Here is a 13,029-nt window from a genome sequence, read left to right as displayed (position 1 = left end):
GCGGCGCTACGGGCGGGTGCGGACCCAGTGAGGTTTGGCGTAAACCGGGGAAGGCTGCTTAAGAGCCTCAAATACGTGGCCCTTGCCGTCATCGCCAGCCTGATCACTTTGCTGAGCATAAACTTGGCACCAGAGCCACGCATTTTGCGAACGCTTGTCCCGCACCGATTCGACGCGTCGGATCCCGAATTTGCAAGGAGCATGAGCAGTTATTCACAAGGACAGCTGTTCGATTCAAACTCGGTACAAACCCTTGTCAACGGAGATGAGATCTTCCCTTCAATGCTGCAGGCAATCCATGCGGCTCGGTCTACAATTGATTTCGAGACCTATATCTATTGGTCGGGGGTCGTCGGTTATGAGTTCGCGACCGCGTTGGCAACCAAAGCCCGGGAGGGTGTCGAGGTCCGTGTGCTCGTTGACTGGGTCGGCAGCCTGCCGTTCGATGAAGACCTGATCGAGATCATGACAAGCGCCGGTGTGCGGTTCCAGCGCTATAGACCTATTCATTGGTATACGTTGGATCGTGTAAACAACCGGACCCATCGCAAGCTGCTCATCGTTGACGGGCTGGTCGCGTTCACCGGCGGCGTCGGTATTGCCGACAACTGGCTCGGAAACGCCCGCAATCCAGATGAGTGGCGCGACACGCACTATCAAGTCAAAGGACCCGCAGTGTCTGCCTTCCAGGCGGCATTCGCGGAAAACTGGTTGGAGACGGCCGGCGAGACATTGCAAGGTGAGAAGTTCTACTCACCCTCCGAACCTGCGGGGTCGCTTAGCGCTCAGCTGATCCTGTCATCGCAGCCAAATGGCTCGGAGAACATGGAACTGATGATGCTGGCGGCGATCGCTGCCGCCAGGGATCATCTTCGCATCGGAATGGCCTATTTCGTGCCTGACGATATTGCCCTGCAGCAGATCTTGGACGCCAGGAAACGAGGGGTAGCAGTCGACGTGATCGTGCCCAACTGGCTCACAGACGTGCCCCTGGTCCGAAAGGGCTCGCGGTACTTCTGGGGCGACTTGCTCAAAGCTGGGGTCCGGATCTTCGAGTTCCAGCCAACGATGTATCATCCCAAACTCCTGATCGTCGACGACGTCTGGACGAGCTTTGGCTCTGCCAACCTGGACGAGCGCTCTTTGCGACTGAACGACGAAGCCACGCTGAATGTATACGGCCGGGATTTTGCCAAAACGCAGATCGACCTGTTCAGCCAGGATCTTGCGCGATCAAGGCAGATCAGTTTGGGCGAATGGGAAGCGCGCCCCCTGACCGAAAAAATATCGGACTGGCTGGCCAGCAGACTACACTCGCAACTCTAGAGCCTCTTGGTGGACGAGTCCCCGCAAACCGGCATCTGCGCCCGTCAAATGGCTAATATGGTGCGCCACGCGCAAGAATGGGAGCAACCCCGCAATAACACCGAGCGGATTGCTCAACACGCGCCCAGCAACTTCATCGGTCGATGCATCCCCACCTCGTCGGTCACGCGGCCCCTTTGCGATCATGACAGTGAGACCCGAAAGTGCTCTCAACGATGGTGTATTAAGGTCCGCGCATGGGCGGCTGGAAGCCTGAGCGATCAGAGGCACCGGCATGTCTTAATGAGGACGAATACGCCCACTTGCGTAAGGCAGCGCCAAAAGCCCCGGGGCGATCCAGAAGCCGGGCTCAGCCATTGCGGCGAGATCTGACAGAAGTCGCTTCATGTTGCCCCACCCGTGCCCTGACGAATCCGCGGCCGATCATAAACTCGAGACAAGAGTCCGCTCTTGTGGGAGGAGAAGCGGGCTCTTAGCTGCGACCTAAGACCCAGCGGCCGGCGCAAGAGCCGCCCAGCGGACCCGATCGCCAGAAAAAAAGTCCGCCCGCGCCATTTGGGCGTCACCGTTTCGCGGCATCGCTGTCGGCAGCGGCGCGAGACAGGAACATCTGCGTCGTCTCGGCGAGATGGCTCTTGAGCCAATCCCCCCATCGCCTCCTCTTCGCGCAGATTCTGTTCACACACACACGCGCCACCTCGGCCTCCCCTTCGGCGTTGGCCGCGGCGATGAGCATCGTGTAGGAGGCAATCTCCATATGCTCGAAAGTATAGCTGGCAAGCGAACCCTTCATCACCTCGTCGCCGGCGAACACGCCGCTGATCGACTGGGACATGGCGGTGAGCTTGCCACCTGCGTCTTTCATCGCGGAGGATCCCTCTCCGATCCGGTCAAGACAGCTTTTGAGGCGCGAGGCCTGCTGCCGCGCTGACGGATGCGGTCGCCGAGTTCCGGATAGCTTTCGAGGCGTGACAGTTGCCCGGAGAGCATCGTCTCGGCCTGCTCCTCCATGGCGTGAGCGTCTCTCAGCCACTGTATCAACCAGTCGCGCGATTGTGTCATGAAGCTCTCCCTTTGGGTTGCTCGCCCAAACCGCGAGCGGAGAGGATGGTTCCGCCCGGGCTATGGCAGGCTCGGCCAGAGGGCTGTCGACGCGCGGATTAACCACCGACGCGACTTCGAGCAGCGAGCCTCAACTGGCAGAGGGCCGGAGTCTGTAGCTTCTTTAGACCTCGGATAGGTTTTGGCGGTATCTATCGGGAAAAGGAGCGGGAAAGTCATGACCGAGTTCTGGCAGTCACTCCTCGCCAATCTTGCCCTGGTCTCCATCCTCGTGGTCGCCTGGGATCTTGTGGCGGACTTCACCGGGCGCCTGTCGACGCGGATGCAGTCGCTGGTTCTTGGTGTGGTCATGTGCATGGGCGCGATCATTTCCATGGCGACGGGCTTGTCCGTCTCCGGCTTCGTCGTCGATCTCCGCGCCGCCTTCATTGCGGCTGCCGCGTTCTTCGGTGGATGGCCGGCGATGTTCATCGCTACTGCCGGCTCCATTGCCTATCGCATCTATCTCGGTGGACAGGGCGCGAGCGTCGGTGTCGTGGGGATCCTCATCACCGCTATAGTCGGTATTGCGTGGCACCACATCGTTACTGCCCGGTCTCGCACCATGTTCGACATATTCGGACTCGGCGTGTCGGTAGCTTTCGCCGGGCTGATCACGCTCCTGATCATCCCCTCGCAAGTCGTTGCCGACCTGGTGCAGCAGAGCACACTCCCATCACTCGTGTTCCGCTTCCTCAGCACCGTCCTCATAAGCGTTCTGCTGGACCGGCAGCAGCGGCGGCGCGATCTTGCGATGTCCAACATGATCTACCGGGCCATGGTCCGCGAACTCCCGGATTGCCTGAACATTAAGGATGTCGACGGCCGGTTCATCGCCGCCAATCCCGCCACTGCCGAAATGATGCGCGCCGCTTCGGTCGAACAGCTTATCGGCAAGACGGATTTCGATTTCTACTCTAAGGACGTGGCCGAGCGCTTCCGGCAGGATGAGATGGGCGCTCTGGAAGCCGGGCAGACGCTGCGCATCGACCAGCCGGCGGTTTTCCCGGACGGCAGACAAGGCTGGCTCTACACGCTGAAGGCACCGTTCCGCGACGAGACCGGCAAGATCAGCGGCGTCATCACCTACAATCGCGACATCACCGAGCAAAAGCGAAATGCCCAGTTGAAGAACGATTTCATCTCGACGGTCAGCCACGAATTGCGCACCCCACTGACCTCCATCCGCGGCTCACTTGGTTTGATCGCGGCCGGCGTCGCCGGCGAACTGCCGCCCAAGGCCGCCAATCTCGTCAACATCGCCCACACCAACAGTGAAAGGCTGGTTCTTCTCATCAACGACATCCTTGATATGGAGAAGATCGAATCTGGCGTGATCACCTTCAAGATCAGGCAGATGGCTGTCCGCCCGGTCCTGGAACAGGCGATTGCCGCCAGCACCAACTACATGGCCGACAGCCGAATCAGGATCGTCTTGGTCGACGATGCCCCGCGCGCCGAAGCCAACATAGATCCGGATCGCCTGCATCAGGTGATGGCCAACCTGCTGTCGAATGCGATCAAGTTCTCGCACACTGATGGCATCGTCACGGTGAAACTCCATCGTCGTGCCCCCGATATGCTGCGCATCTCGGTCGTGGACCAGGGCGCTGGCATCCCCGAGGCGTTCCGCAGTCGCATATTCGGGAAGTTCGAGCAGGCGGACGCCTCCAGCACTCGCAAGATAGGCGGTACTGGCCTGGGCTTGAGCATCGTCAAGGCCATCACTGAAAAGTTGGGCGGCGGCATCTCCTTCGAAACCGAGGAAGGCAAGGGAACCTCGTTTCACATTGACCTCCCCGAAGCGCACAGGCAGACCGAGAAGCCGGTTTCGGTCGAGCGCCGGGCGCGCAAGCGCGATGGCCGCCTGCGTGTCCTCATCTGCGAGGACGAGCCTGACATTGCTGTGGTGATCGCAGCACTTCTCGATGCAGAAGGCTTTGCCAGCGACGTCGCGCCCGATATCGACACCGCCAAAGCGCTGCTGAGCTCGCGCGACTACGTGGCGCTGACGCTCGACATCAAGCTGGCGGGGGAATCCGGAATCAAGCTCTTCCACGACATACGGGCATCACCGGTGAATTCCGACATTGCGGTCATCGTCATCTCCGCCGTCGCCGACGAGGCCAGGCGCTCGCTGAACGGCAGCGCCGTCGGCATCGTCGACTGGCTGGAGAAGCCGGTGGATTCGAAACGGCTTCACGCCGCTCTTGCCAAGATCGTCGGCCGTAGGGTCGAGCCGAAGCCACAAATCCTGCATGTCGAAGACGATGAGGGCGTGCTTGCGGTGATGTCAGAAGGGCTGGGTTCGGGCGTCTCGATCACCTCGGCGAAGACACTAAAGCAGGCCCAGGAGGCGATCGCCCGCTATCGCTTCGACCTAGTCATCCTGGATATCGCGCTTCCCGACGGATCGGGCCTCGACCTCCTGACCGATCTGCCCCTCGAGACTGCGGTCATCGTGTTCTCGGCGGCGGAACTCGACCAGAAGCTCGGCGATCGGGTGCAGGCGATCATGACCAAGACCAGAGCGTCGGAAATCGATGTGGCAAAGTTGGTACGGAACATGTTGGTTTCGTCCCGCAATGGCACTCGGCCTGCCGCGCACGCCAAGGAGTGATGCTAATGCCCGCAAGGATCCTCTATGTAGACGACGAGGACGATATCCGCGAAATCGCCCAGATGTCGCTGGAGCTCGAGCCGGAATTCGAGGTGCGATCCTGTTCTTCGGGCATGCAGGCGCTGGCCGATGCCGCCGAATGGCGGCCCGACCTCATCCTGCTCGATGTGATGATGCCGGACTTGGACGGACCGGAGACGCTGAGGCGCCTGGCCGAGTCCCGGCCGACGGCGTCGATACCCGTGGTGTTCATCACCGCGCGCACCCAGACGCATGAGGTCGAACGCTATCTGGCTATGGGGGCGGTGGGGGTGATCGCCAAACCTTTCGACCCGCTTGCGCTTGCCGGTGAAGTCAAAAGATTGCTTCTATCGCGCACCTGAGCCGAGGTATGGCTTGGCCACCGAGCGCAGTTTGTCTGCACACTGTGCGATGCCGTTCAGGGCTCCTATACCATGTCGCCTTATTCATCTACTGATTGTGCCGAGGTGCAGGCGCAGCGAATCAGGTTGTCTATAATCGCGTGGCATCGGCGGACGTCGATGAGAGAGTCGAGACGAATATTTCTGTCTGCATGGACCGCATTGGCGGATGTCGGTTCATGGGATCACTCCGGGGGGCGACGGAACCGGAGCAAGGCTGGTGAACGGAGCGAAGGCAAGAGTTCTGATTTGCGATGACGATCCCTTGTTGATCGAGCTGATGGAATTCAGGCTCAGGGCAAAGGGATATGAGGTCATCAAAGCAGTAGACGGGGCGGAAGCGCTCTCGAAGGCAGAGCATGAGGCGCCGGACATCATCGTGCTCGACGCGATGATGCCCAAGGCCGACGGCCTGGAGGTCCTTGCCCGCATCAAGGGCGATCCGGCTTTGTCCGAAACCCCGGTCGTCATGCTGACCGCCCGCAAGGGCGAAAGGGACATCGTCTCGGCCCTCGAAAAAGGAGCCGACGACTACCTTGTGAAGCCATTCATCCCCGAGGAGCTTCTGGCGCGGTTGGCGCGTCTGCTCGCGCGAAAGAGCGGGAAACGCTGATGCGGCGCTGCCGGTGCGCAGCCCTTGGCGCATGTCTGATCCTGGCGATCGCTGCGCCCCAGGGCGCGGTGCTGGCGCAGACGGTGGATGAACTTTACGAGTTCGGCGTCAAGGCCAGGCAAGCGCAGCATTTTGACGAGGCGGTGGAGTTTTTACGGCGCGCCCTTGCGCTTAAACCCGATAACGCCGACGCCTTGGTGCAACTCGGTTTTGCCGAACTCGGCCGCGACAATCTGTCGGCAGCGCGCGACGCTTTTTCCAACGCCCTGTCCTTGGCCCCAACCTATCGGGACGCCAGCTTTGGCATGGCTGAGGTCGAGTTCCGCTCGGGCAATCTGGATGCCGCGCTTCCGCTAGCCGAAACGGCCCTGCGGGCCGAGCCCGGCAACGCTGACGCCGCCACGCTTATCGCGAATATCCAGAAGGCGAAGCAAGCCGCCGGCAGTGAGGTGAGACGGTCTCCCGCGGTTCCGGCGCCGACAAAGAAACCGACTAGCCGGCGGCCCGATCCCGTCGCCGGTCTGATGGAGCAGGGCAGACGCCTGCGAGCGGCGGGAAAGCTGCCCGAGGCGGAGAAAGTCTATCGCCGGGCACTGGGACTGGCGCCGAAGAACACCGACATCCTCGTCGCCCTTGGCCTGGTCGTCGGCTCCAGCCAAAGCTTCGACGAGGCGGGGCTTTTCTTCGACCGCGCGCTTGCGATCAAGCCGGGCCTTCTCGACGCGCGGCTCGGCAAGGTGCGCCTGGCGATCTGGCGGGGCGACGCGCCGAGCGCCCGCCGCTTGGTCGATGGCGTGCTGGCCTCAGTGCCAGGCAATGTCGAGGCGCTCGAGCTGGATGCGAGAGTGGCTTTGCTCGAGGCCGATTACACGCGGGCCGGGCAGTCGTTCCAGCGCGTGCTTGCGGCCGATCCGCGCAATGCCGAGGCGCTGGTCGGGCTCGGCGATGTGCGCCGCGCCGAGGGTAAAGAGGAGGACGCGCGGGATGCCTACAGCCAAGCGCTCGCCGTCGAGCCTGGCTCTTTCGATATCGAGCAAAGGCTGGCCGCGCCGCCGCCGCGCAAATGGCGGCTCGATCTCGGCAGCGAGGTGAGCGATCTCACGAGCGAGCTCGGCGACTGGACCGACAGTTCGGCAGGTCTTGCCTATCGGCTGTCGCCGCGCACCACGATTTCCGGTCGCACCCGGCTGGCTACACGCTTCGGCCGCACCGACGTCCAGATCGAAGGCCGTATCGACCAGGCCTTCTCGCCGGCGTTCTCTGCCTATGCTCTGGCGGCGGCGACGCCGGACGCTGATTTCCTCGCGCGCTATTCGATCGGCGCCGGGGCTTCGTGGCAGGTCATGGCGCCGGCAAAGGCGTTCGGCCCGCTTTCGCTCAACATCGACGCCCGCTACGACAATTTCGCCGACACAAATGTCACCAGCATCTCGCCATGGGTGCAGACCTCTATCCTAGACGGCCGCCTGGGGCTTTCCGCCCGCTGGGTTCATGCGCAGGATGATATCGGCACGGGCGCAGACGGTTATGTGCTTCGCGTCGACCTTGCTGCGACACCGCACTTCAACGTGTTCGGCGGTTATGCCGACGCTCCCGAAATCTCCGACGGCACGCTGGTGCCGACGCGCGCGGTCTTTGGTGGTGTTTCCTGGGACATCAGCGATCCGCTGACGTTGCGCGCCAGCATCGCGCATGAAGAACGACCGAGATTCGACCGGAATACATTCGGTCTCGGCCTGACCGCGCGGTTCTGACCATGTGGTACATCTGGGATCTCTCCATACTGCTCAGCGCTCTTTCGCTGGTGATCATGCTGTTCCTGATCGCGAGACGCGTCCTGCAGGAGCGCCGGAGCAAGGCTGCGGCCGACCAGCGGCGTCAGCTTCTGACTGCGCTGATCGCCTTCACCGAGAGCCGCGACCGCGAGGTGTTGAAAACGGCCATTCTTTCGGTGCCGGCTGGCGTGGCGATCAATACCGGCTTCGAGTTCATTTCGCTTTTGCGCGGCGAGGAGCACGACGATGTCCTTGCTGCTTTCAAGGAATGTGGCCTGCCGGCCCTTGTCGGCAGGCAACTGGAAAAGGGCAACGGCGCCGAACGCATCCATGCGGCCGAGATGCTGGCGGCGCTGCGCTCGGAAGGTGCGGTGGCAAGCCTGCTTTCCGCGCTCGACCACGACCGCTCGCGCGAGGTCAGGATCGCCGTCGCCATAGCGCTCTGCGATCTGAACAGCCTGCCGCCGCTCGGCATTGCGCTGCGCAAGATCGGCGTGGCCGGGCAGCGCTCGCGACGCCTGATCGAGCTGTTCAGGCGCTTTCCGCACGCGCGCCTGGAGGAACTGGCGGACCATGCCGCGCGCGCCGACGCCGTGCCCTTCATAAGGGCGGCCGCGATCGACGCATTGGCCCGCGCCGGCGGCTTCCGCTTCGCCGATCTCTTCGCCCGCTTGGCCGACGACGCCTCGTCCGAGGTTGCCGCGGCGGCACTGCGGGCGCTCGGCCTCACCGGAAATGCCGACGCGCCGGCGATCCTCTCGACCGCGATGACAAAAGGCGACTGGGAGGTGCGCAGCGCGGCCGCCGATGCCGCCGGCCGCCTCGGCCTCGCCGAACTTGGCCGGCCGCTATCCAAGCTGATGGGCGACGAGGTGTGGAACGTGCGCTATGCCGCCGCCAACGCGCTGCGCTCCTTCGGCCAGCCGGGAGAGCGGTTGCTGCGCCAGATTGCCGACAGCGAGGTCTCGCGCAGCCAGCGCACCGCCTCGCTCATTCTTGCCGAGGGACCAGCCGTATGATCGCCGACTGGAGCGACGAGATCGTTCTTGCCGCCACCATCTTGTCTTGGTTCATCATCGGGGCCGGGCTGGCGCAGACGACGATATACCTCCTGCAGCTCATCGTCGCCGGCTATGCATTGTCCAAGCGCCCACCGGTCGCGCGCTCGGCGCTGCTTTGGCACCGCTATGGCGATGTCGCGCCGCCGATCGCGCTATTGGTGCCCGCCTACAACGAGGCCTTGAACGTGGTCGAGAGCGTCCATTCCATGCTGGCGCTCGAATATCCCAATTTCGAGGTCATCGTCATCAACGACGGCTCGAAAGACGAGACCTTGCTGCGCCTTATCGAGGCGTTCAAGCTGGTAAAGTTCCATCGGCCCCATGAGGAGGCGCTCGCGCACAATCCGATCCGCGGCCTCTATTCGTCACCGATGACCGAGCGGCTGTTCGTCGTCGACAAGGAGAACGGCGGCAAGGCCGACGCCCAGAACGCCGGCATCAATGTCTGTCGCGCGCCGCTCTTTTGTGTCATCGACGGCGACTCTATCCTTGAGCCCGACGCGCTGATGCGTGCCGCCCAGCCATTCATCGACGACCCCGAGCGCACCATTGCCGTCGGCGGCACGATCCGCATCGCCAACGGCTCCAGGATCGAGGCAGGCAGGGTGCGCGAAGTCCGTCTGCCACGCCGTCTGTTGCCACTGCTCCAGGTGGTCGAATACCTGCGCGCCTTCCTGATGGCGCGGCTTGCCTGGAGCCGCATCAACACACTGATGCTGGTCTCCGGCGCTTTTGGCATGTTTCGCCGGGCCGAAGTGGTGGCGGTCGGCGGCTTCACCAAGGGTTCGATGGGCGAGGACCTCGACCTCGTCATCAAGCTGCACCGCTATATGCGGGATAAAAAGCGCAAATACCGCATCCAGTTCATTCCGGAGCCGGTGTGCTGGACCGAGGCGCCGGAATCGCTGAGCGTCCTTGCCCGGCAGCGCACGCGCTGGCAGCGCGGCTCGCTCGAATGCTTCTTCCGCTACCGCTCCATGCTCTTCAACCCGCGCTATGGCCGCGTCGGCTTTCTCGGCTTCGGCCACATCTTCATTGTCGACGTTCTGGGACCGGTGGCGGAGGTGCTGGGCTATATCCTCATCCCCGCCTTCTGGCTGCTCGGTGTCCTTTCGGCCGAATATCTTCTGGCCTTCACCTCGCTCATCTTCACCTATGGCGTCTGCGTGAGCGTATGCTCTCTCGTTCTCGAAGAGGCCGAGTTGCAGCGTTTTCCCCGCGCCAGGGACCTCGCGGTATTGACGGCGGTCGCCGTGATCGAGAATTTCGGCTACCGCCAGCTCAACAATTTCTGGCGCGTGAAGGGCTGGTGGCAATTTCTTCGGGCCGACCAGAGCTGGGGTGAGATGACCAGGACCGGCCTGGGCGGCGCGAAGAAGTGAGCCCCGTCTGCTGAGTCACTTCAGCGTCCGCTCGATCTCCGTGATAAGCGCATCGAGTGCGGCGTGCGAGGCCCCATCGTCCGCCTGCTCGATCAGCAATGTCTCCAACGCCGATGCCCGCGCGCTGATCTCCGCAAACCCGAATGTCCCCGCGGCCCCGGCGAGCGAGTGCGCGGTGGGAATCAGGGTGTCGTTGGAGCCCACTGACGGGCCTCTCTGACGCGCCGCCCTCAACTCCGCGAGTTGAGTGGCGCACCGAGCCAGGAAACGCTGTCGTAAGGGGGCGAAGGGATCATTCAGAATGGAAGGGGCCTCCATGGATGGCTTTAAAGGTATTCAAGCAGAAAACTCGGTGGAGTGGAACGAACTGCTTGCGGTCCACGCTCCTGTCAGAGCAGAACTGCGGCGCCCGCTTCAGCCAAATGCAATGGCGATGAGTTTTTGATGTCCAACCGCGGAATGAGCGAGCTGGTCGGCATAGACCTTCTTGAAGGCCGGCGAGCGGGGTGCATTCAACGTATTTTCAAATGTTTGGAGCCTGCTGCGGTATTCGGATAGGCCGACAGGTCGGCGGCCGCAGCACGTCCGCTATCATGCAATTGGTGAAAGTGTACCATCCTGCCGCCATGAGCTCACGACCGGCAATACGGCTTGCATGGCCCAACAGTTTGCCTAGCCACTCGTCAAGCGCGGGACATCTGAAGCGCAACACGATTTCGTCCTTCCGATTTGGCACGAAAAAGAGCCAGATCGGCGGCATTGACGAAATCCTTCGGCGTTTCGTTCTCGGTGGGCACCGCTGTTGCGACGCCAACGCTGATGGTCACGCGATCCGAGCCGTGGGGTATGTTCAGCTCCCGCACGCTCTGGACGAGCTGCTCTGCGATCGCACTGGATTGTTCCAGTAAAGTGTCGACCAGCACGATGACGAACTCTTCGCCTCCGTACCGCGCAGCGAGATCGGTGGAACGGCCGGAACCGCTCTGGATTACGCGGGCGATTTGCTTGAGCACCTCGTCGCCGGCCATATGGCCATAGGTATCATTGTATCGTTTGAAGTTGTCGGCATCGATCATCAACAGCGACAATGGGGATTGTGCGCGAAAAGCACGCTTCCATTCAGACGCCAGATATTCGTCAAAATAGCGCCTGTTGCCGAGGCCCGTCAGGCCATCGATCCGCGTCAGACGTTCAAGCTCGAGATTAGCACTGATCAGCTGTCGCTGGCTTTCCCTTAGCGCTCGGTATGCAGCTTCTCGCTGGACGTGATCCAGATAGGCCCGCGTGTGATATCGAACGCGTGCAATCAGCTCGATACGATCCGGAAGCTTTACGAGATAATCGTTCGCTCCCGCAGCGAACGCTTCGCCCTTGGTGGCTGGGTCTTCCTTGCTCGACAGCACAATGACTGGTACCGCGCGTGTCGAAGCATGCTTCCGGTATTCTCGCACCAGATGCAGCCCATCGACCCCGGGCATGACGAGATCCTGCAGGATGACGGTTGGCTTTACCTCGTCGGCGACCGTGATCGCTCTCAATGGGTCGGTGCAGAAGTGTAAGGAGATATCAGGCTCGCTGGCTAGAGCGCGCCTGACCGCCTCGCAAACCATGATCTGGTCATCGATGAGCAGAACCATGGATGAATAGTTATCTGCAAGTGGTGGGACCAGCTGTGGTTCTAGCGTCATCGGACGAACCCTTTCACCTGGAGCGCTGAAAGGGCTTCGATTATGCGTGAGCCGATCGCACTCAAAGGAAGAATATCAACAGCCGCGCCGACGTCGGCGGCGGCCTTCGGCATGCCGTAGACGGCGCTGGTTGCTCTATCCTGCGCGATTGTGAGATGCCCCTTGTCGCGGAGCTGTCTCAACCCGTGCGCACCATCCCTGCCCATGCCTGTGAGCAGGACTCCAATCACCGAGCCAGGCCACCACTGCGCGGCACTTTCGAAGAACACATCTACGGACGGCCGATAAACGCTGTCCTCGGGGCTAGGCGTATAGCCAAGTTGCTGAGCTGACTTGAAAACCAGATGATCCGCGGAACTGGCAATGAGAACGGTGCCCGCTTGAGGACTATCGTTTTCCCGCGCTGGACGGATCGGGAGAGGCGTATGCTGGCCGAGCCAATCAGCAAGGCCTGGAACGAATTGGGCATCGAGATGCTGTACGAGCACGATGGCGGCGGCGAAATCAACGGGAAACGCGCTCAGGACTGCGGCAACGGCGGCCGGCCCGCCAGCAGAGGCACCGATTGCAATTAGCCGTCGAGTTGTCGGCTCAGCCGCACGGGACATCCTCCTTCTTGCCTTGCCCGGCGCATCGCCGATCAGCTTGCCGATCGTTGCTATCTTGTTGGTCAACAGCCGTGCGGATTGCGAGGACGCATCACCTTCGATGCCTACTGAGGGAATATCGACGGCGTCGAGCGCGCCATGCCCCATCGCTTCGTAGACGCCGGCGACGTTGGCTTCGATACTGGCGGTCACCAGCAAGATTGAACATGGGGTTTCCGCCATGATTCTGCGGGTCGCTTCCACCCCGTCCATCTCTGGCATCGCTAGATCCATGAGTATCAGATCCGGCAGATCACGTCTGCAGACCTCGACCGCCTCACGCCCATTGGTCGCAATCCATGCGACTTGGTGTTCGCCGGTCGACATGACCAGCCGGCGCAGAAGTTCAACCGCCATCGGCATGTCGTTGACTACGCCAATTCTCATTCGTTGG

General features: G+C 61.8%; 11 protein-coding genes and 1 pseudogene. 8 read left to right on the top strand and 4 right to left on the bottom strand.

The annotated features are described in order from the left end of the window. Nucleotides 1-75 precede the first annotated feature (75 nt). The gene (locus tag LB547_RS10960) at nucleotides 76-1,326 is read left to right on the top strand and encodes a phospholipase D-like domain-containing protein (RefSeq protein ID WP_224655858.1); all 1,251 of its coding nucleotides are present in this window, start codon (nucleotides 76-78) and stop codon (nucleotides 1,324-1,326) included. Between the two features lie 562 nt (nucleotides 1,327-1,888). On the opposite strand, the pseudogene LB547_RS10955 reads toward LB547_RS10960, so the two are convergent. Beyond that, nucleotides 1,889-2,316 (bottom strand): annotated as a pseudogene (locus tag LB547_RS10955) (DUF892 family protein). Nucleotides 2,317-2,605: 289 nt separating this feature from the next. Here LB547_RS10955 and LB547_RS10950 point away from each other — a divergent pair. The 6 genes from LB547_RS10950 to LB547_RS10925 all read left to right on the top strand — a co-directional run bounded on the left by LB547_RS10950 (nucleotide 2,606) and on the right by LB547_RS10925 (nucleotide 10,300). Then, entirely contained in the window at nucleotides 2,606-5,047 is a 2,442-nt protein-coding gene (locus LB547_RS10950; protein WP_140500732.1) for an ATP-binding protein, read from the top strand. A gap of 5 nt (nucleotides 5,048-5,052) precedes the next feature. Then, a complete protein-coding gene (locus LB547_RS10945; RefSeq protein ID WP_140500731.1) occupies nucleotides 5,053-5,430 on the top strand; it encodes a response regulator in 378 nt (125 codons plus the stop codon). A 259-nt stretch (nucleotides 5,431-5,689) separates the two neighbouring features. Further along, a complete protein-coding gene (locus LB547_RS10940; RefSeq protein WP_140500730.1) occupies nucleotides 5,690-6,082 on the top strand; it encodes a response regulator transcription factor in 393 nt (130 codons plus the stop codon). Further along, entirely contained in the window at nucleotides 6,082-7,836 is a 1,755-nt protein-coding gene (locus tag LB547_RS10935) for a YaiO family outer membrane beta-barrel protein (protein ID WP_140763968.1), read from the top strand. Before LB547_RS10940 ends, LB547_RS10935 begins: the two co-directional genes overlap by 1 nt. Before the next feature lie 2 nt (nucleotides 7,837-7,838). Further along, complete coding sequence (locus LB547_RS10930; protein WP_140558793.1) at nucleotides 7,839-8,876, top strand: HEAT repeat domain-containing protein; 1,038 nt, start codon at nucleotides 7,839-7,841, stop codon at nucleotides 8,874-8,876. Then, a complete protein-coding gene (locus LB547_RS10925; RefSeq protein ID WP_181168449.1) occupies nucleotides 8,873-10,300 on the top strand; it encodes a glycosyltransferase family 2 protein in 1,428 nt (475 codons plus the stop codon). Before LB547_RS10930 ends, LB547_RS10925 begins: the two co-directional genes overlap by 4 nt. A gap of 15 nt (nucleotides 10,301-10,315) precedes the next feature. Here LB547_RS10925 and LB547_RS10920 read toward each other — a convergent pair whose 3' ends face one another. Next, nucleotides 10,316-10,618 (bottom strand): Hpt domain-containing protein, encoded by a 303-nt coding sequence (locus LB547_RS10920; protein WP_181165450.1) that lies wholly within the window; start codon nucleotides 10,616-10,618, stop codon nucleotides 10,316-10,318. Here LB547_RS10920 and LB547_RS32345 point away from each other — a divergent pair. After that, nucleotides 10,617-10,745 (top strand): hypothetical protein, encoded by a 129-nt coding sequence (locus tag LB547_RS32345; protein WP_263483116.1) that lies wholly within the window; start codon nucleotides 10,617-10,619, stop codon nucleotides 10,743-10,745. The two genes, LB547_RS10920 and LB547_RS32345, sit on opposite strands and share 2 nt — an antisense overlap. A gap of 238 nt (nucleotides 10,746-10,983) precedes the next feature. On the opposite strand, the gene LB547_RS10915 is transcribed toward LB547_RS32345, so the two are convergent. Continuing rightward, nucleotides 10,984-11,937: a PleD family two-component system response regulator gene (locus LB547_RS10915; RefSeq protein ID WP_281406002.1), complete on the bottom strand. Its 954-nt coding sequence runs from the start codon at nucleotides 11,935-11,937 to the stop codon at nucleotides 10,984-10,986. Between the two features lie 47 nt (nucleotides 11,938-11,984). Then, on the bottom strand, nucleotides 11,985-13,022 hold the full coding sequence (locus LB547_RS10910) for a chemotaxis response regulator protein-glutamate methylesterase (RefSeq protein ID WP_140518210.1): 1,038 nt from the start codon (nucleotides 13,020-13,022) through the stop codon (nucleotides 11,985-11,987). Between the last annotated feature and the right edge of the window lie 7 nt (nucleotides 13,023-13,029).

The sequence above is a fragment of the Mesorhizobium sp. B264B1B genome (assembly GCF_020165765.1).
Classification (GTDB): domain Bacteria; phylum Pseudomonadota; class Alphaproteobacteria; order Rhizobiales; family Rhizobiaceae; genus Mesorhizobium.
This window is presented reverse-complemented; position numbering and strand designations above follow the sequence as displayed.